Here is a 19072-nt window from a genome sequence, read left to right as displayed (position 1 = left end):
GTAACAAACACACCGCACAGCACAGGTTCATGGGCCCTCATCGGGAAACCGATGAGGGCCCATGGGCGTTCGAGGCCGCCGATCAGCTGTCGGGCACGAGGCGCAGCGGGGGCTGCGCCTGCGCCGTCCGGACGCGTCGCCTGCCGGAGGCAGGGAATCACTGAGCCGGCATCATCACCGGTTGCTCGACGGTGCCGGTCCCAGTCCCTGTGCCGGTGCTGGTGCCGGTACCTGTCCCGGTCCCGGTACCCGTGCCGGTCCCGGTGCCAGTACCCGTGCCGGTGCCGGTACCGGTACCTGTGTCAGTGCCGGTCCCAGTACCCGTACCCGTGCCGGTTCCAGTACCCGTGCCGGTGCCGGTACCTGTGCCGGTCCCAGTACCCGTACCCGTGCCGGTTCCAGTACCCGTGCCGGTTCCAGTGCCCGTGCCGGTGCCGGTGCCGGTGCCGGTTCCAGTACCCGTGCCGGTACCGGTGCCGGTGCCTGTGCCGGTGCCGGTCCCAGTGCCCGTGCCCGTGCCTGTTCCAGTACCCGTGCCGGTCCCAGTGCCGGTGCCGGTTCCAGTACCCGTGCCGGTACCAGTGTCCGTGCCCGTGCCCGTGCCCGTTCCAGTACCTGTGCCCGTGCCCGTGCCCGTGCCTGTTCCAGTACCTGTGCCTGTGCCTGTGCCCGGTGTGGTCGTGCCGCCACCGACCGTGTTGCCACCGCCGACCGTGTTGCCGCTGCCCGCGATGACGGAGCCACCGATGGTGGAGCCGATGATCTGATTCAGGTTGTTGATCGTCTGATTGCTGATCTGGTTGATCACGGTCTGCGACAGGCCGAGGCTTCTGCCCGTGGCCTGCGCCGCCGCCACGCCCTGTGCCGCCGCCTGCTGCGGGGAGGCGCCCCTGCTGATCGCCGACTGCGCCGCGCTCACCCCGGCGGCCGCGGCTGCGGCCACGCCGCCTGCCGATTCACCCCCGGTGCAGGCCACGGGTCCCACGGAGAAGCTGCCCGTGCCCGTCACTGCGGTCGGTCCGATGCGACCGTCGGCAGAGGGGCGCAGCACCATCCCGCCGGGAGAGACGACGAACAGCGCGTTGGGATCGAAGTTCTCTCCGGTCAAGGTGCTCGCCGCCACCCGGCACGTCTGGGTCGGTGCGGCGGAAGCCGGTGCGGCAGTGGTCACTGCCAGCCCTCCGACGAGCGCCACTGCCGCGGCGGAACTCAGGACGACTTTTCCCTTCACGGTTTTCCCCTTTCGGACACTGCGCTTTCTTGCTGTTCCAGCCGCGTGCCGTCGTGCGCAGCGGGCAGGAGTCACGGCGTGACCCCGGCTTGACGCCGATGTGACGACGGGACTGAAAGCAGCAACTCCGGGCGGGATTCCTGAATCCCGCCTCTTCCAGCTTGCGCGCTCATTCCGAGGATGTCGCACCGAAAGATTTCCGGGATTCAACCAGTAATTACTGGGGAGTTGAGAGCCGGTTCCGCACAGGACGTGCCCCGGACCGGACGATACGATGGTGGCCGGCGCCCGGTACGGGTTCTGCGGGAGTCACCCCGCCGAACCCCGGCGCCGGTACCACCGAGGCCCCGGAAAACTGATGGGGCAATCCGGTTCACATCGAACCTCCGAGCTGATGAACATGAAGAAGACAACCCTGCGGAACATCGGTGTCGCAGCGGCGGCTTCCTTCTTGGCAGCCGGAATCCTCGGTACTTCGGCGAGCAGTTCCGTCGCCCTGCCGCAGAATTCCCGGGCCGCGCCTTCGGCGCTCAGGTGCTACACAGTCGTTGACGACCCGAATGAGATCGTCTGCTACCAGATTTCGCAGCGGGCCACGAATACGGGGAGTCAGATCGTGTTCTGGCCCTTCCTCATCCAGGTGCCCACACCTGCGAATCCCCCGGAGCCGGTCGTCGTGAACGTCCTGCCGCCGGATCTGCCTCCGGATCTGTCCGCGGGGATTTTCTCCGGGTAGTACGGGGCAGCGGCTCCGGCCGTCGACGGGGTCAGTGCCGCAGGGCCGTTCCCACCTCGGCCACGACCTCGCCCGACAGCTTGCGGTTGCTGCGGGCCGTGGCGTCCTTGGACGCCTTGGGAGCGACGCCGGACACCGTCACCACCACCGTGTCGACCAGGCCGCCCTTGTCGTCGCGGAAATTGATCTGCACCGCGTAGGACTTCGCCGAGTCGGTGCCGTTCGTCACGGTGACCTTCGCGGTGGCCCGGCCGTCGCCGTCGGTGACGGGGGAACCCACCTTCACGTCGCCCCTGGCGTTCACACCGTCCTTGAAGCCCTTCAGCTTCTCGCCCGCCGCCGCTGTCGCCGAGGCCACCACGTCGGCACCCCTGGACGCCGCCGACGCCGCGGCGGACGCGGCCCTGGAGGCCGTCTCGGAGGCGCTCCCGCCGTCGCCGGAGCAGGCCGCGGCCGTCGACATCACGACCGCCGTCAGCAGCACGGCCACCGGTCCCCGTACGGCGTTCCTCGTCATCGTGCCTCCCGGCGCTCGCCCCCTGCCCCCGTTCCTCCCCGGCCCAGTCAAAGGGGCGGCGGGCGATGCCGCATGCCGTGGGCACCGGACGGGTGGTGGTCCGGGTGGCCGAAGCCGGCCGGTGCCGGGTCGCGGCGCGTCGTGGGACGGACCAGCCTGGGGGCATGAACGACACGGACCCGCCCGGGATCGTGGGCGACGCGTACGGACCCGGGGTCGTGGGCGACCGGGAGCGGTTCACCGCCCCCGGGACGGCACGGCCCCGGCGGTGGTGGCCCGGGGTGCTGCTGCTCGCCGTGCTCGTACCGGCCGTCGGTGGTGCCGTGGCCGTCGAATGGACCGCCGGGGTGCTGGCGCGGGAGGGGGCGAGACCTCTCCGCGTCACCTACGAGGTCACCGGGACCGCCCGGGACGTCACCGTCACCTACCCCGCCTGGCAGGACGGCGGCCTGTCCACGGCGCGGCTGACCCTGCGCTCCCTGCCGTGGACCGGGGAGGTGCGGACCAGGGGCTTCATGCGGGGCGGCGCCCTCGCCGTCACCCTCGGGAGGTCGGGCGGCGAGGTCTCCTGCGCCGTGACGGTGGACGACGGAACCGTCCGGACGGCCTCGGCCTCCGGGGCCTTCGCCACCGCCACCTGCGACGGCTTCTGAACCCGATGCGCGGGGACTCCGAAGGACCGGGGACGCCGAAGCGCCGATGCGTGCCGATGCGCACGGGTGCGGCCGGGTTCCCGGGCTCGGTGAGGAGCCCGGGAACCCGGCCGCACGGGATGCGTCGGAGTCAGCGCCCGTAACGGATCAGGGCGCGGACCATGCGGCAGGTCGTGTCGGACGGCGGGTGGATGCCGATGCGCTCGGCGGTCGCGCGTATCTTGGCGTTGGTCGCCGTCGACGGGTAGTAGACGCCCGTGTCGAGCAGGGCTATCGCCAGGCGCATGGCCTTCAGGCGACGGTTGTGGGTGATGTACCACTCACGGGGCCGGCCCGCGGGGAGCGGCTTCTTCTGCAGGGGCTTGTGGAACGGCTTGGTCGTGACTGCGGCAACGGCCATGAACAACCTCCTGGCACGGTCGTGGAACCCTCACGAACTACCTCCATTTTACGGCCCACCACTGACAATCGCCGCTGGCCAGCAGGGCTTTCATGGATTTGTTCCGGCGTCTTCGGCCGCACCGGGAGCGGGGTCCTGCCGGGCCTTCGCCGTCCGGGGGAACGGGGTCGCTCCCGTACCTTTGACCCCATGGAGATCTGGATCAACCCCGCCTGTTCGAAGTGCCGCAGCGCGGTGCAGCTGCTCGACGCGGAGGGTGCCGAGTACACCGTCCGCCGCTACCTGGAGGACGTGCCGTCGCCGGACGAGATCCGGGCCGTGCTCGACCGGCTGGGACTGGAGCCGTGGGACATCGCACGGACCCAGGAGGCGGACGCGAAGGAGCTCGGGATCAAGGAGTGGCCGCGCGAGGCCGACTCCCGCGAACGGTGGATCTCGGCCCTCGCCGAGCACCCGAAGCTGATCCAGCGGCCGATCATCACCGCGGACGACGGGACCGCCGTCGTGGCGCGCACGGACGAGGCGGTACGGGACGCCCTGGGCCGCTGAGGGACCGGCGCGCCGGGCGGGTGCGCCGCCCCCGGAAGCGTCCCCGTGCGGTGCGTCGGCCCGCCCGGCGTGCCGTACGGGCGCGTCGGGGCCGTGCCCGCCCGTGCCGGGCCCCGCGTCACCGGGCCGTCAGGAAGTCGGCCGCCCTGCGGTTCAGTTCGGCGGCCGTCGGCTCGTGCAGCGGCAGGGTGTGGTGGGTCGCACCGGGGATCGTCACCGTCTGTGCGCGCGGCAGCAGCCGGTCCGCCGCGGCGGCGACGCGGGCCGGGTCGTGGACCCTGCCGCTCCCGGCCAGCAGGATCAGGGTCGGCACGTCCAGGCCGCGCAGGGCGTCGGGGGCCGGGCGGGGACCGGTGACGGGGCGGGCGGAGGGGAAGTCCGCCCCTGCGCAGCACAGCCGCAGCCAGGCCGGGTCCAGTGCGGCGCCACCCGTCTCCCACTCCAGGAAGGCGCGCGTCCGCCGCGCGTCGGGGCGGAGCAGCATCGGCAGCGCGCGCAGCAGGTAGCCGGGGCGGAAACCGGCGAAGCACTGGGTGGGGTCGAGGAGGATCAGCTTCCGGACGCGGTGGGGCGCGTGCAGGGCGTGGTGGAGGGCGATCCAGGCACCGTACGAGTGCCCGCACAGCGCGGCGCGGTCGGCGCCCAGCCCGTCCAGCACGGCGTCGAGCCAGGTCGTCAGGTCCCGCACCGTACGGACCGGGCGTTCCCCCGCGACGCTGCGGCCCGGGTCGCCGACGAGGTCGACGGCGTGCACGCGGTGGGTCCGGCCCAGGTGGGCGGCCTGGGCGTACCAGACGGTGGAGGTCGCGCCGCCGCCGGCCAGCAGCACCAGGGGCGGGGCGTCCCCGGGGCCGTGGCTGTTGACCCGGGTCGTGCCGTACGGGGTGGGGAGCTCCGTGTGCGTCGTGCCGGCGGGCCATCTGGTCGCCAGGACCTCGTCGTAGGCCGCGAGGAAGGACGTGCTGACGGTCATGGGTGTGCCTCCCGGATCGACTGCCGACCGATATTATCTCGCTGAGCGAGATGATTGGAACGGGTGACCGGGAGAGGGGACGGCGTGATGAGCGACGAGGGACCCGAGCTGGAGCTCGTCCATCTGCTGCGCAGGGTGACCGTCGAATTCGGGCTGCGCCAGGCCGAGTTCGCGAGCCTGCACGGGATGCACAGCACCGACGTGCGCGCGCTGATCTGCCTGCTGGACGCGGAACGGGCCGGTACGGCGGCCACCGCCGGGTGGCTCGGCCCGCAGCTCGGGCTCAACTCCGCGGGCACCACCTCGCTCATCGACCGCCTGGAGCGGCTGGGGCACCTCACCCGGATCCGCGACGCGTGCGACCGGCGCCGGGTGCTGCTGAGCGTGACGCCGCGCGCGAGGGAGCTGGGGCGGGCGTTCTTCGGGCCCCTGATCGAGGACACCACGGCGGTGCTGCGCGACCTCGACGACAACGGGACGGCCGCCGTCCGGCGCTTCCTGGACGCCGCGCACCGGGCGGTCGCCACGGCTCCCCCGCCGGTCGCCTGAACCGGCCCGCCCGCCGGTCCCGTACCGCCCCACCGCCCGACCGACCGCACGAACCGGCTCGTCCCACGAAGCGGAGACCTCACCCCATGTCCCGGCCCGGCCCCTTCCCCATGGCCTTCTTCAGCGACTTCGTCATCACCGGAACGGTGGGCGGCGCCGACGCCGCCTCCACGCCCGACGAGGTCACGGCACTGCTCGGCGACGACTTCGTGGAGAGCTTCGAGCGGGGGCGGCGGCTGCGCTGCTACGACCTCGCCGAGTTCGCCTGGCAACGGCTCTCGCCCGAGGACCCCTGGGACGGCCTCTACGTCATGGTGCAGGCCCATCGGCTCGAAGTGCCCCTGCTGATGGACGACTTGGACCGGGAGCTGCGGCGGGCGGGCTTCCCCGTCACCGAGGTGACGCCCGACGGGCTCGGATGCCGTCGTTTCGTGCGGGAGGACAGCCGGGTCGGTCTGCTCGTCGACGAGGGCACCGGGGCCGTCCTCAAGATCTCGGCACCGACGTGGTTCGGGACCGGCCCCCGGTACGCGACGCCCGCCTGGTCGCCGGAGGCCGGGAGGAGCTGGGCGGAGCACCTGGTGGGGCTGGACCCCGACGGGCGGGAGCGGTGGGCCGCGCGCCGCGGGCCCGAGGACGCGGAGGAGTGCGCCCGCTGGTGGTGGTTCCTGCTGGACTCCTGCCTGCGGCGGACCCCCCAGGGGCCGGACCGGGTGGGGAGTCCGTGGGCGGAGCTGGCGCTCTGGCTGGTCGGGAAGTGCCGGACGGCCGGGGTGCTGGACCGGGCGGAGGCGGCGCTGGAGGTCGCCGGCCGGGAGCTGCTGCCGCCGGACGAGACCGTCCGGATGTGTCTCGACGCCATGCCGGTGTCCCGGGCCGAGGTGGCGATCAGGGGCACCACCGCGTACACCCGGGAGCACCTCGTGGCGGTCAACCGGTCCCGGCGGGTCAAGGCCCTGGCCCTGGCCGCCGGTGCCCAGCTGCGCAGGGGCGTGCGGGAACCGGCGCTGCGGGCCGAGGTGACGGCGTGGCTGGAGCTCCGCCCGGTACTGATGTGACGGCCGGGGCGCCGGGCCGGGGCCGGGGCCGGGGCCGTGGTTTCCTCCGCTCCCCTACTCCCCCACCTGCTTCTCCGCCTCGGCCAGCAGTTCCGTGAGCCGCAGGCCGAACCGTACGTCGCACGGGTTCGGCTCCCCCGTGCGCACCGATTCGATCAGCGCGTCCACCGCCGCCCGGAAGGAGCCGACCGCGTCGCCCCAGCGCGGCAGCGTGACGACTCCCTGCTCGCCCCGGAGCTCGATGCCGGTGCCCACCGCGCCCGTCGGGGCGCCCAGGGCGAGCGTCACCGTGCTGGACGCGCCGGAGGTGTGGCGGAGGATCAGGTGGACGGCGTCGGACGGGCCGCGTGCCGCGGTCAGCCCGGTCACGTCGCCCAGCACCGGGATCAGGACCGACAGGACGTGCGGGCCGACGTCCCACAGGCCGCCCTTCTCGCGACGCCAGGGCGAGGCGGCGTACTCGCTGGTCGAGCCCGGTGCGAACAGTGCCCCGATCCACTCGGCGCGGGCGGTGAACCAGCCGTCCAGGGCGGCCTGTTCACCGATCCAGGCGGAGGTGTCGGCCGCGAACCTCAAGGTGCAGAAGACGACGGACGCGACCCCCGTCTGTTCGACGGCGCGGGCGACCTCGCCGGCCCCCGCGACGGTGGTCGCGACCGGCTTGTCCAGCAGCAGGTGGCGTCCGGTGGCCGCGGCGCGGGCGGCGAGCGGGGCCTGGACGTCCGGCGGCACGGCGAACGCGATGGCGTCACTGGCGGCGAAGAGCTCGTCGATGCCCGCGTCGCCGGTGTACGCCGTGGTGCCGTGCGCGGCGGCCAGCGCGTCCGCGGCCCCGGCGTTGCGGCCCCACACACCGCTGAGCGCGACGCCGGGGTGGGCGGCGAGGGCGGGGGCCTGGGTGTTCCGGGCCCAGGGCCCCGTACCGACGAGGCCGATGCGCAGGGGGGTCGGGGGAAGTGTCGTCATGGGGCAAGTCTGCCGGGTGGACCGGGCCCGCCCCGTATTGAGCCGCCGACCGGCCCCGTCCCGGCGGATCGGAACGGCGGATCGGCACGCCGCCGGGAACGACGCCCGGAACGGCGGCCGTCGCCGGTCATATCCATTTGGCCGGGGGCGGCGTTCATGGCTACGTTTGCGGGGCCGGCCGCGGGACTCCGGCGCGACTTCCGGGACTTGCCTCTGAAGCAGTGATTTCGCTGTTCGCGCCCCCATTCCCCGGCCGGCACCCCACCGCCCCCGTACCGGGCGGTGCGCGACACCACGGGGGAACCATGTCCACCAGCACCGGCACCGACGCCGGGCTCGTCGCCGCCGAGGACGTGCTGCTCTTCGTCAACGCGGCGATCACCGCCACCGGCCAGCGCGAGTTCCGCTCGACCGCGTACCAGCAGCAGCTCTCGCTGGACTTCCTGCACGAGTACGTACGGGTCAACTACCGCCGGGTGTACGCCTGCGCGCTCGCCCTCGACATCAACGACCACAACGCGGCGCGCATCGTCCAGGGGCTGCTGGAACACGCCGGGGACGCGACGCCCGGGGAGAAGCGCACCGAGGGCCGGCTGATCGCCGCCCGGCTGGCGAAGCTGCCGCCGCAGCGCGTGTACCGGCTGTTCCGGGCGCTGCGCGCGGCCGGGGTGAACAACCGGCGCACCCGCGCGATCATGCGCGACTGGCTGGCCGCGCGGCCCGACCTGGCGCACGACGCGGTGAAGTACCGCTCCGGTCTGAAGGCCGCGGCCCGCCACGCCCACCTCCGGCTCGACGGGGCCGGGCGGCCGGAAGCGGCCGGGGAGCCGGAGGAGGACGCCGAGGTCGGGGACTTCCTGTTCCGGCCGGGACTGCGCACCCACTACCGGCACCAACTGCTCGACGCCTGGCGGCGCGCCCACTACGAGCAGCGGGCCGTCACGGAGCTGCCGTTCACCGTCGCCGAGGGCTTCGCCGCCCGGCACGGCATGAGGCGCGAGGTGCTCCTGGAGCGGGCCGCACCCCGGATGACCCGGCTGGAGCGGCTGCGGACCCAGCGGCAGCGCACCGACACGACCGGCCTGCTGCCCGCCGACGTGGACCTGACCGCGATGCCGCTGACCCGGCTCGCGCTGTACGTCCTGTCGCTCGACCTCGACGAGCGCCGGCTCCACCGCGCGGAGCTGACCCGCGCGCTGCGCACGGCGGCACGGCGCGCGGCGGGTCCGCACGCCGGGAGCTGGGGCCGGGTCGCGGCCGTGCTGGACGACAGCTACTCCTCGTACGGTTCGGGCGAGAAGCGGCGCCGTCCGCTCGCCGTGGCACTGGCCTGCCACCACCTGCTGGAGGCGCTGGCCGCGCCGGGCGGGTACACCCCGCTGTGGACCTCGGGCCGCACCGATCCGCTGCTGGCCAGGCCCTGGGGGGCGACCCCGCTCGGCACCCGGGTGCTGGACGCCCTGGAGCTCGGCCCCGACCGGCTGGTCATCGTCTCGGACGGCTGGGACAACGCCCCGCCCGGACTGGCCGGCGAGGTGCTCAGGGTGTGGCGGACCCGGCTCGACCCGGACCGGCGCACCGAGGTGGTGCATGTGAACCCCGTATACGACGCGGACGGTTTCGACGTGCGGCGCCTCGCGCCGAGCGTGCCGACGGCGGGCATCCGGGACGCGGAGGACCTGCCGACGCTGGTGGAGATCGCGCAGTTCGCCGAGGGGCGCACGGGACCCGCGGCCCTGTACGCCTATCTGGACCGGCAGGTCGCGCGTTTCGTGGCCGAGGACAGGACGGGAGCCGCATCGTGAGGACGGGAGCCGCATCGTGAACAGGCTCGAACTGACCGGGCTCACCACCCGCCCCGCCCAGGTGTGGGGCGGCGTCCGGCTGGTGCCGCTGGTGCGCGAGCAGCCGGTCGAGGGGCTCCGGCTGCACGAGGAGCTCTACCTGGACGCCGTGCCCGGCGTCGTGGACCTCGGGCCGCGCGACCACTACGTCTCGGTCATTCCGCACGGCTTCGTCGCCGACTGGTCCGGCGAGGGCGAGCAGAGCGTCGCGTACGGCACCCAGCTCGGCGCCCCGGCGGGCTCCCCGGCCGGGGGCCGGACGCCCCGGACCGCCCGGCTCCACCGCCACCGCCACCACCGCATGGCCAAGCGGCAGCCCGGCGACCGGCTGCGTTTCCTGCCGCTGCACCTCGCGCTGGAGGGGTATCTCGCCCTGCACTTCGGCGGGCCCTCGACCGCCTGGGAGGAGTGGTCGCGGCAGGCGCTGCGCGACGGCCTCTCGCCGCGCGCCGAGGACGCGTACCTGGGGTGGACGGTGCAGGGGCTCGACGACGCGCTGCGGGCCTTCGAGATCCATCCCGGCCAGTGCGGCGTGATGGTGTACACGGCCGATGTGCTCGCCGCCGCGTTCGTGGTGCCGCACCCGGACGACTACCGACTGCTGCACCCCTCGCTGCTCCAGGACCTGTACGGCGAGCTGGTCCACCAGTACGCGATGTACGGCGGGCCGGTGCCCGAGTTCACGGCGCGGATCTCCGACGGCGCGCAGCTGCGGACCCTCGCCGAGCTGCGGTCGGCGGCGCGGCGCCAGGAGCTGGAGTGGGAGCGGGCGCACGACACCGTGTTCGCGCGCGAGCTGCTGGACAGCTCGTACGCCTTCGACCAGGTGTACCGGATGGGTTCGTTCACGCTGTGGCGGTTCCTGCCCCCGTTCCGGCCGGGCGGGGAGGGGCAGCACATCGGCGAGACGATCACCGACCACAAGGGGCGGGTCGCGTACCTGAAGACGTTCCGGCTGTCCGAGGCCCAGATCCGGCGGGGGCACCTGCTGCACCGGCTCGCCGACGCGGACTGGCAGCTCTCGCGGGCGGCCGCGTCGCTGAACACCACCAAGAAGGAGATGCGACGCCGCATCCACGCGGCCGGCTTCGAGTGGCTGCTCAAGGTCCAGTAGGACGGGTCCCGGGGGCGGCGTCGTCCGCCCGCGGCCCGTGCGCGGGACGGGAAACCTCGGTAACACGGGGTTCACATCCGGGCAACGGACGGGAAATCGCGTCTTGCGAAGCTGCGCTGGACAGACCGGACCGCAGGACCGCAGCACCCGCAAAGGATGGCTTCCGTGACGTTCAAGGCCGAGTACATCTGGATCGACGGCACCGAGCCGACCGCCAAGCTCCGTTCCAAGACGAAGATCATCACCGGGGACCCCTCGCAGGACGTGGACCGGCTGCCGATCTGGGGCTTCGACGGTTCGAGCACCAGCCAGGCCGAGGGGCACGCCTCCGACCGGGTGCTGAAGCCGGTCTTCGTCTGCCCGGACCCGATCCGCGGCGGCGACGACATCCTCGTGCTGTGCGAGGTCTTCGACATCGACATGACGCCGCACGCCTCCAACACCCGTGCCGCGCTGCGCCCGGTGGCCGAGCGGTTCGCCGGTCAGGAGCCGGTCTTCGGCATCGAGCAGGAGTACACCTTCTTCGACGGCCACCGGCCGCTCGGCTTCCCCGAGGGCGGCTTCCCGGCCGCCCAGGGCGGCTACTACTGCGGTGTCGGCGCCGACGAGATCTTCGGCCGCGAGATCGTCGAGAAGCACCTCGACAACTGCCTGAAGGCGGGCCTCGGCATCTCCGGCATCAACGCCGAGGTCATGCCCGGCCAGTGGGAGTTCCAGGTCGGTCCGCTGTCCCCGCTGGAGGTCTCCGACCAGCTGTGGGTCGCCCGTTGGCTGCTGTACCGCACCGCCGAGGAGTTCGACGTCTCCGCGACCCTCGACCCGAAGCCGGTCAAGGGCGACTGGAACGGCGCGGGCGCGCACACCAACTTCTCCACCAGGGCGATGCGCGAGGGCTACGACGCGATCATCACCGCGTGCGAGTCGCTGGGCGAGGGTTCGAAGCCGATGGACCACGTCAAGAACTACGGCGCGGGCATCGACGACCGGCTGACCGGTCTGCACGAGACCGCCCCGTGGAACGAGTACAGCTACGGAGTCTCCGACCGCGGCGCCTCGGTCCGCATCCCGTGGCAGGTCGAGCAGGACCGCAAGGGCTACATCGAGGACCGCCGCCCGAACGCCAACGTCGACCCGTACGTCGTCACGCGGCTGATCGTCGACACCTGCTGCTCCGCGCTGGAGAAGGCCGACCAGGTCTGATCCCGCAGCGCCGTCGTGGCGAGGGGGTGTTCGTCCGGCCGGACGAACACCCCCTCGCCGTGCCCGGCCGGGACCGGCGTGAGGAAGCCAACACGGCGGAGCGTACCGACGGGTGAGAGGGGCCTGCTGCGCCGCCCGGTTGTCTGGTTCAATGGGGCCATGGTCGGCATCCAGTACATCTCGACAGGTCGCAGCGACCTCGAACCGTTCTGGCCTTCCCGTCAGCACCACGACTTCGACCGGGTGTGTTGCCGCGCGTTGAACGCGCAGGCCCTCTAAAGCCGCTCACCCCGGCCTTCGGTCCGCGCGCAAGCAAGTCCGTCCACCGACGACTCCTTCGCGCGAAAGAGCTGACCCTCATGGCGAACACCCGTACCTTCTCCGCCGCTGCCGCCGCCACCGCGGCGCCCTCGGCCCCCGCTGCGGCCACCCCCTCCGCCCGTCCCTTCCCGCCCCGACGCCACCGGTTGCGCGCCGTCGACCCCGACGAGGTCGCCCGGCCCGTCGACGTGACCGACTTCCTGCCGCCGGGCGCCACCTGGCTGCCCGCACCCCAGCACACCGTTCCGGCGCTGCCGGGCCGGCCGCCGATGATCGGCTACCTGGTGCTCGTACCCGCCGATCAGCGGCCCGCCCCCGGAAGCCCGCTCGCCGGGGCCGCCCAGTACGTGGTGCCGACCCCGGTGGAGGACCCCGCCGCGGGTCCGGTGCGCATCGACCCCGTGCGGCGCACCGCCGCGGTGGACGGGAACACGCTCGACCTCACCTACCTGGAGTTCGAGCTGCTCGCCCATCTGGTCGCGCACCCCCACCGGGTGCACAGCCGCGACCAGTTGGTGACCACGGTCTGGGGTTACGGGCACGTGGGCGACGGGCGCACCGTGGACGTCCACATCGCCCGGCTGCGGCGCAAGCTGGGTGCCGAGCACCGCCGTTCGATCCAGACCGTGCGGCGCGTCGGCTACAAGTACATCCCCTGACGGCACCGAGGACGCGTGGAGCGGCCCCGGTCCGGCACCCGCCGGTCCGGGGCCGTTCCACGTGCCCGGCCGGGGGTGTTGCTGGGTACACCCCGACCGGGTGTCGGACCGGCTGACACCCGGACCGCCCGCCGGGTGAGACTGTCTGCGCGACGGGGTCCGGCACGAGGGCCCCACGAAGGGGGGCGGACCACGATGAGTACGACAAAAGGACGGGTGCGCGGTGCGCTGTCGGCCGCCGGGCGGGGGTTCGTGCTGTCGTTCGCGAGCCTGGCCGGCTCGGTCACCCTCTTCGTGTGGACCGTGCTCTCCATCGTCTTCATCCCGCTGGGCATCGGCCTGCTGACCACCCCGCACACACTGGAGCTGGTGCGCAAACACGCCAACCGGCGCCGGCTGCTCGCGATCACCTGGTTCGACATCCGCATCCCGGTCCCGTACCGCCCCTTCCCCGAGGACCTGCGCACCGGGTTCACCGGGCGGGTGGAGCGGACCACGCTGATGCTGAAGGACCCGGCGACCTGGCGCGACATCCGTTGGCTGCTGGTCGACATGACGGCCGGTTACGTGGTGCTGGTCCTGACGGTCGGGCTGTTCGTCTATCCGCTGGAGGGCTTCGTCCTGGCGGCGGGCCTGTGGCGGGTCTTCACCGACGACCGGTACTGGTACGCGTTCGTGCCGGTCGACAGCCAGGCGACGGGGCTGGCCGCCGCCGCACTCGGGGTGGCGCTGCTCGCGATCGGCGTGCGGTTCGCCGAGCCGCTGCTGCGGCTGCACTTCGTGATCACCCGTGCGATGCTGGCCCCCGTCCAGGAGCAGGAACTGGCCCGGCGCATCGACCGGTTGACCGAGACCCGGCACGAGGCGGTGGACACCGCCGCCTCCGAGCTGCGCCGCATCGAACGCGATCTGCACGACGGCGCCCAGGCCCGGCTGGTCGCCATGGGCATGAGTCTGGGCACCGTGGAGGCGCTCATCGAGAAGGACCCGGCGCAGGCGAAGAAGCTCCTGGCAGCGGCCCGCGAGTCCTCCGCCGAGGCCCTGACGGAACTGCGCGACCTGGTGCGGGGCATCCACCCGCCGGTCCTCGCCGAGCGCGGACTCGGGGACGCGGTACGGGCGCTGGCGCTGCGACTGCCCTTCGACTCCGAGGTCGAGGTGGAGCTGTCCGGCCGGGCGGACGCCGCGGTCGAGTCGGCGGCGTACTTCGCGGTGAGCGAGACGCTGACGAACGCCGCCAAGCACTCGGGGGCGGACCGGGTCCGGGTGGACATCTGGCACACGGACTCCGTGCTGCGGATGTCCGTCACCGACAACGGCGGTGGCGGGGCGAGGATCGGGGCGGGTTCGGGCCTGAGCGGAATCGAACGCCGACTCGGTACATTCGACGGCGTCCTGGCCGTCAGCAGCCCCGCGGGCGGCCCCACCATGGTGACCATGGAGATCCCTTGCGAGTTGTCCTAGCCGAAGATCTCTTCCTGCTGCGCGACGGCCTGGTCCGGATGCTGGAGGCGTACGACTTCGAGATCGCGGCCGCGGTCGAGTCCGGTCCCGAACTGACCAGGGCGCTCGCCGAGTCGGAGCCCGACGTCGCGATAGTCGACGTCCGGCTCCCGCCGTCCCACACGGACGAGGGCCTGCAGTGCGCGCTGGCGGCGCGGCGGGCCAGGCCGGGGCTGCCGGTGCTCGTGCTGTCGCAGCACGTGGAGCAGTTGTACGCGCGCGAACTGCTGGCGGACGGCAACGGGGGCATCGGCTACCTGCTCAAGGACCGGGTCTTCGACGCCGACCAGTTCGTCGACGCGGTGCGCAGGGTCGCGGCCGGTGGCACCGCGATGGATCCGCAGGTGATCTCGCAGCTGCTCTCCCGGCGGTCGCAGGACAAGCCGATGGGCGGGCTCACCCCGCGCGAGCTGGAGGTCATGGAGCTGATGGCCCAGGGCCGTTCGAACATGGCGATCGCCTCGCAGCTGGTGATCACGGAGCGGGCGGTGGCCAAGCACACCTCGAACATCTTCGGGAAGCTCGCCCTGCCGCCGTCCGACGACGACAACCGCCGGGTCCTCGCGGTGCTCGCCTACTTGGACCGGGGCTGAACCGGACCGGTCCGGTCCGTACGCCCGTGAGGGCCGAACGGGCCGGATCGGGACGAACCGCCGCCCGCCCCATTGCCCGCCCCCTCTCCCGTCATTAACGTGCGCACCGCACACGCCTGTTGTCGCATGCATCACCATGAACAACACCGAGGAGTGCGGACCGTGACGGAACCTTCCCTGCCCTTCAGCGCCTCCCGCCCCTTCGGCCCGTCCCGGCTCACGAGACGTGCGCTGCTGGGCGCGGCCGGAGCGGTCGGAGCCGTTGCCGCCGTCGGCGCCGCCCCCGCGTCCGCCGTCGCCGCGCCGTCCGCCCCCGCCCGGGACCTCGGTCCCGCGCACGACGCGCTCCGTCGTCTGCTGCCGGACCACGCGGACCAGTTCCGGCTGCGCGCCCTCCCCCGGGGCGGGGGCGCGCAGGCCCCCGACCGTTTCCGGGTCACCGGCTCCACCGGGCGGATCGAGATCGCCGCGACCACCCCGGCCGCCGCGCTGACGGGGGCCCACTGGTACCTCAAGTACACCTGCGACGCCGTCGTCTCGTGGGCCGGCAGCCGTACCGTGCTGCCCCGTCGGCTGCCCGCGCCCCGCACCCCCGTGGAGCGCTCCGCGACCGTGCCGCACCGCTTCGCGCTCAACGACACCCACGACGGCTACACCGCCCCGTACGCCGACTGGCCGCGCTGGGAGCGGATGCTCGACGTCCTGGCCCTGCACGGCTGCAACGAGGTCCTGGTGACCACCGGTCAGGAGGCCGTCTACCACCGGCTGCTCCAGGACTTCGGCTACGACGACGCCGAGGCCCGCGCCTGGCTGCCCGCCCCCTCCCACCAGCCGTGGTGGCTGCTCCAGAACATGAGCGGATACGGCGGCCCGCTCGGCACCGGGCTGATCGACCGGCGTGCCGCCCTGGGGCGGAACATCGCCGACCGGATGCGGGAACTGGGTATGGCACCGGTGTTCCCCGGCTACTTCGGCACGGTCCCGGACGGCTTCGTGGACCGCAATCCGGGGGCCCGGGTCGTCCCGCAGGGCACCTGGAACGGATTGCGCCGCCCCGACTGGCTCGACCCGCGCACCCCCGTCTTCGCCGAGGTGGCCGCCGCCTTCTACCGGCACCAGGAGGAGTTGTTCGGCCCCGCGGCGCACTTCAAGATGGACCTGCTGCACGAGGGCGGAAACGCCGGTGACGTGCCGGTGCCGGACGCCGCCCGCGCCGTCGAGTCCGCGCTGCACACCGCGCACCCCGGCGCGACCTGGGTGATCCTCGGCTGGCAGGCCAACCCCCGGCCCGCACTGCTGGAGGCGATCGACACCGGGCGGCTCCTGATCGTCGACGGCCTCTCCGACCTGGACACCGTCACCGACCGGGAGAAGGACTGGGGCGGGGCCCCGTACGCCTTCGGCACCATCCCGAACTTCGGCGGCCGTACGACGATCGGGGCCAACACCGACCGCTGGACGGAGAAGTTCACGGCCTGGCGCGACAAGCCGGGCAGCGCCCTGGTCGGCACGGCGTACATGCCGGAGGCGACCGAGCGCGACCCGGCGGCCCTCGAACTCTTCGGCGAGCTGGCCTGGCGGTCCGAGAAGGTGGACCGGGAGGCGTGGTTCCGGGCGTACCCGAAGTTCCGCTACGGCGGCCGCGACAGCGCGGCGGAGGCGGCCTTCGCCGCACTGGCCGCCACGGCGTACCGGCTGACGAGCACCGACGGCCGCCCCGTCGACTCGCTCTTCTCCCGGCGCCCGAACATCACCGCCTCGGTGAACACCGCCTTCGACCCGGCCGGTTTCGACCGGGCGTTCGCGGCGCTCCTCGACGTCCGCCCGGCCCTGCGCGACTCGGACGCCTACCGCCACGACCTCACCGACCTGGCCCGGCAGGCGCTCGCCGACCGTTCCCGGACCCTGCTGCCGCAGCTGAGGGCCGCCCGGGACGACAAGGACGTCGCCCGGTTCCGTACCCTCGCCGCGCTCTGGCTGAAGCTGATGCGGCTGGCCGACGCGATGGCGGGCTGTCACCGGGCCTTCCTGCTGGGACCGTGGCTGGAGGACGCCAAGCGGCTGGCGACGAGCCCGGCGGAGGCGGTCCGGCTGGAGTGGACGGCGCGCACCCTGATCACCACCTGGGCGGACCGGACCGCTGCCGACCAGCTCAGCAACTACGCCAACCGCGACTGGCACGGGCTGCTGTCCGAGGTCCATCTCCCGCAGTGGCAGGCCTACTTGGACGAGCTGACCGACGCGCTCGTGGAGGACCGGGCCGCGAGGCCGTTCGACTGGTACCCGGGCGAGGAGGAGTGGACCCGCCGGACCGACGCCCATCCGGTGCGGGCGACGGGCGATGCCCACCGCACGGCGCGGCGGGTCTTCGAGACCCTGTCCACCGCCCCGTACCAGGGCGCCGTCACGGTCTCGGCCGATCCGGTGGCGTTCACCCCGGGCAGCACCGGCACGGTGACGGCCGCCTTCCGCAATCTGAACGGCCTGCGGTCCACCGGCCGGGTCGACTTCGAGCTCACCGGCCTCGACGCCACCGCGACGGGCGGCACCTTTCTCGACGGGGTCGCGGCCGGCGGGTCCGGTTCGGTGCGCTGGCGGGTCACCGCCCCGTCCGAGCCGCTGACCGCTCCGCTGCGGCCGATGCCGTACGGGCTGAGCACCGTGTACGGGCCGCGCGGCGAGGACCGGGTGACCGACCTGCGGCGCGGCGCGGTGTACATGGCGGCGCCGCTGGAACCGGGCTGGCGCACGTACACGGCGAACGCCGCGGTCTTCGGGCAGTTGGGCGGGCGGCTCGCGATCAACGGGGCGGGCCAGGACCTGTGGAAGGGCACCAGCCAGTTCGGCACGGCGTACCGGGAGGGGGCCTGGGCCGAGGGGGCGGAAGTGACCGTGCGGGTCGACGCGCAGGAGAACACCGGGGGCTGGGCGCGGGCGGGGATCGTGGTGCGCAACGGCCTCGCGACGCCGGGCTCCGCCGGGTTCCTGAACCTGGCGGTGACGCCGTCGAACGGTGCGGTGCTCTCGTACGACACGAACGGCGACGGCACCCTGGACGCCTACCGGCGGATCACCGGGGTCGGGGCCCCGGTGCTGCTCCGGCTGACCCGGGCCGGGGACGAGTGCACGGGCTCCTGCTCCACCGACGGCGGGACGACCTGGCGGACGGTGGGAACGGTCGCCGTGCCGGGGACGGCGACGGCGCAGGACGTGGGGATCTTCATGAGCGCGACGAACGGCGGCAGCGGGCTGCGCGGCACGGTCGAGTTCAGCGGGTGGCAACTGGGCTGAGGCCGCGGCCCTTCGCGCCGCCCGCGAGCGGGCCGGATGACCCGCGCGATTCGTCCGTTCCACTGAACGCGCGTGCTGTCCGGGTGCACCCGACGGCGCGGCGCGGCGGCTGCGGGCGCCTCTTCCCGAGGCTTGTCACGGTACGCACCCGGCCGGGCACGCCACTCGGTCGGACTCCTGTTCTCGACTGCGCGCATCGGGCCGTCACGTGGTGGTCGCAGCCGGGTCGGCCGACGGCCGGTACCGGTTCGGGTCCGGGAAGCACCGCCGTCCGCGGGAAACCCGCGGTCGCCCGGAGCGCGAGCAGCCGCCCGCGGAGAGCCTCGGTCGGTTGCCGTCGACCGGGCCCAGTCACGCCGACGTCACGCCGCGGTGACGCCCGGCACCCGACGATGGCTGGTGCAGGCAAGCTCAAACCCGCTTTCACACGCAAGGAATCCACCATGATGAGAAGCATTCGGCGAGGAATTCCCCGCCTGATCGGCGTGTCGAGCTTGATCGCGGCGCTCGCCGGCGGGGTTGGCGTGGCAAGCGCCACAGCAGCTCCCCAGGCCCAGGTCCCGTCCCAGATCCTCTGCACCCAGTCCTTCCCCCCGACCTGCATCGACACCGCCACGGGCAACATCGTCCAGCAGGGCGCGCAGACCGGCGGCATCGGCAATGTCCTGCAACAGGGGGCACAGACCGGACGAGGCACCGGCAACGTCCTCCAGCAGGGCGCACAGACCGGCCAGGGCACCGGCAACGTCCTGCAACAGGGCGCACAGACCGGACGAGGCACCGGCAACGTGCTGCAACAGGGCGCACAGACCGGCGGCACCGGCAATGTCCTGCAACAGGGGGCACAGACCGGACGAGGCACCGGCAACGTCCTCCAGCAGGGCGCACAGACCGGCCAGGGCACCGGCAACGTCC

General features: G+C 73.1%; 17 protein-coding genes and 1 pseudogene. 13 read left to right on the top strand and 5 right to left on the bottom strand.

The genetic code is table 11. From position 1 onward, the window contains the following. Nucleotides 1-157 precede the first annotated feature (157 nt). The gene (locus tag ABZZ04_RS12450; protein WP_356932154.1) at nt 158-1231 is read right to left on the bottom strand and encodes a hypothetical protein; all 1074 of its coding nucleotides are present in this window, start codon (nt 1229-1231) and stop codon (nt 158-160) included. Nucleotides 1232-1625: 394 nt separating this feature from the next. On the opposite strand from ABZZ04_RS12450, the gene ABZZ04_RS12445 reads away from it, so the two are divergent. Further along, a complete protein-coding gene (locus tag ABZZ04_RS12445; RefSeq protein ID WP_356932153.1) occupies nt 1626-1967 on the top strand; it encodes a hypothetical protein in 342 nt (113 codons plus the stop codon). Between the two features lie 31 nt (nt 1968-1998). Here ABZZ04_RS12445 and ABZZ04_RS12440 read toward each other — a convergent pair whose 3' ends face one another. Further along, nucleotides 1999-2484, bottom strand: coding sequence for a hypothetical protein (locus ABZZ04_RS12440; RefSeq protein ID WP_356932152.1), 486 nt, complete (start codon nt 2482-2484; stop codon nt 1999-2001). A gap of 164 nt (nt 2485-2648) precedes the next feature. Between ABZZ04_RS12440 and ABZZ04_RS12435 the strand changes: the two genes are divergently transcribed. Then, nucleotides 2649-3137, top strand: coding sequence for a hypothetical protein (locus ABZZ04_RS12435; RefSeq protein ID WP_356932151.1), 489 nt, complete (start codon nt 2649-2651; stop codon nt 3135-3137). Nucleotides 3138-3267: 130 nt separating this feature from the next. Here ABZZ04_RS12435 and ABZZ04_RS12430 read toward each other — a convergent pair whose 3' ends face one another. Beyond that, entirely contained in the window at nt 3268-3537 is a 270-nt protein-coding gene (locus ABZZ04_RS12430; RefSeq protein ID WP_148834616.1) for a hypothetical protein, read from the bottom strand. 189 nt (nt 3538-3726) lie between these two features. Here ABZZ04_RS12430 and ABZZ04_RS12425 point away from each other — a divergent pair, with 189 nt between their 5' ends. Beyond that, nucleotides 3727-4086: an arsenate reductase family protein gene (locus tag ABZZ04_RS12425; protein WP_356932150.1), complete on the top strand. Its 360-nt coding sequence runs from the start codon at nt 3727-3729 to the stop codon at nt 4084-4086. 118 nt (nt 4087-4204) lie between these two features. Here the strand turns inward: ABZZ04_RS12425 and ABZZ04_RS12420 are convergent, their stop codons facing one another. After that, the gene (locus ABZZ04_RS12420; protein WP_356932149.1) at nt 4205-5059 is read right to left on the bottom strand and encodes an alpha/beta hydrolase; all 855 of its coding nucleotides are present in this window, start codon (nt 5057-5059) and stop codon (nt 4205-4207) included. 87 nt (nt 5060-5146) lie between these two features. Between ABZZ04_RS12420 and ABZZ04_RS12415 the strand changes: the two genes are divergently transcribed. Both ABZZ04_RS12415 and ABZZ04_RS12410 read left to right on the top strand, forming a co-directional pair. Then, nucleotides 5147-5608: a MarR family transcriptional regulator gene (locus tag ABZZ04_RS12415; protein ID WP_356932148.1), complete on the top strand. Its 462-nt coding sequence runs from the start codon at nt 5147-5149 to the stop codon at nt 5606-5608. Between the two features lie 86 nt (nt 5609-5694). Beyond that, nucleotides 5695-6666: a hypothetical protein gene (locus ABZZ04_RS12410; protein WP_356932147.1), complete on the top strand. Its 972-nt coding sequence runs from the start codon at nt 5695-5697 to the stop codon at nt 6664-6666. A 54-nt stretch (nt 6667-6720) separates the two neighbouring features. On the opposite strand, the gene ABZZ04_RS12405 is transcribed toward ABZZ04_RS12410, so the two are convergent. After that, nucleotides 6721-7632: a Gfo/Idh/MocA family oxidoreductase gene (locus tag ABZZ04_RS12405; RefSeq protein WP_356932146.1), complete on the bottom strand. Its 912-nt coding sequence runs from the start codon at nt 7630-7632 to the stop codon at nt 6721-6723. Between the two features lie 305 nt (nt 7633-7937). Between ABZZ04_RS12405 and ABZZ04_RS12400 the strand changes: the two genes are divergently transcribed. The 8 genes and pseudogenes from ABZZ04_RS12400 to ABZZ04_RS12365 form a co-directional block, all read left to right on the top strand. After that, nucleotides 7938-9437 (top strand): hypothetical protein, encoded by a 1500-nt coding sequence (locus tag ABZZ04_RS12400; protein ID WP_356932145.1) that lies wholly within the window; start codon nt 7938-7940, stop codon nt 9435-9437. Nucleotides 9438-9453: 16 nt separating this feature from the next. Continuing rightward, the gene (locus tag ABZZ04_RS12395) at nt 9454-10590 is read left to right on the top strand and encodes a hypothetical protein (RefSeq protein WP_356932144.1); all 1137 of its coding nucleotides are present in this window, start codon (nt 9454-9456) and stop codon (nt 10588-10590) included. A gap of 165 nt (nt 10591-10755) precedes the next feature. Then, nucleotides 10756-11790, top strand: coding sequence for a glutamine synthetase (gene glnII, locus ABZZ04_RS12390; protein ID WP_356932143.1), 1035 nt, complete (start codon nt 10756-10758; stop codon nt 11788-11790). Between the two features lie 359 nt (nt 11791-12149). Then, a complete protein-coding gene (locus ABZZ04_RS12385) occupies nt 12150-12770 on the top strand; it encodes a winged helix-turn-helix domain-containing protein (RefSeq protein WP_356932142.1) in 621 nt (206 codons plus the stop codon). A gap of 195 nt (nt 12771-12965) precedes the next feature. Further along, nucleotides 12966-14234, top strand: a complete 1269-nt coding sequence (locus ABZZ04_RS12380; RefSeq protein WP_356932141.1) for a sensor domain-containing protein — start codon at nt 12966-12968, stop codon at nt 14232-14234. Beyond that, nucleotides 14219-14866, top strand: coding sequence for a response regulator transcription factor (locus tag ABZZ04_RS12375; protein WP_356932140.1), 648 nt, complete (start codon nt 14219-14221; stop codon nt 14864-14866). The genes ABZZ04_RS12380 and ABZZ04_RS12375 overlap by 16 nt, the downstream gene beginning before the upstream one ends. Before the next feature lie 162 nt (nt 14867-15028). Beyond that, nucleotides 15029-18157: an alpha-N-acetylglucosaminidase gene (locus ABZZ04_RS12370; RefSeq protein ID WP_356932139.1), complete on the top strand. Its 3129-nt coding sequence runs from the start codon at nt 15029-15031 to the stop codon at nt 18155-18157. Nucleotides 18158-18681: 524 nt separating this feature from the next. Continuing rightward, nucleotides 18682-19072: pseudogene (locus tag ABZZ04_RS12365) on the top strand (hypothetical protein); the annotation flags it as partial.

Source organism: Streptomyces sp. NPDC006435, assembly GCF_040612315.1.
Taxonomy (GTDB): Bacteria; Actinomycetota; Actinomycetes; order Streptomycetales; family Streptomycetaceae; genus Streptomyces.
Note: the sequence above shows the minus strand (reverse complement) of the source record. Positions and strands in the feature narration are given on the sequence as shown.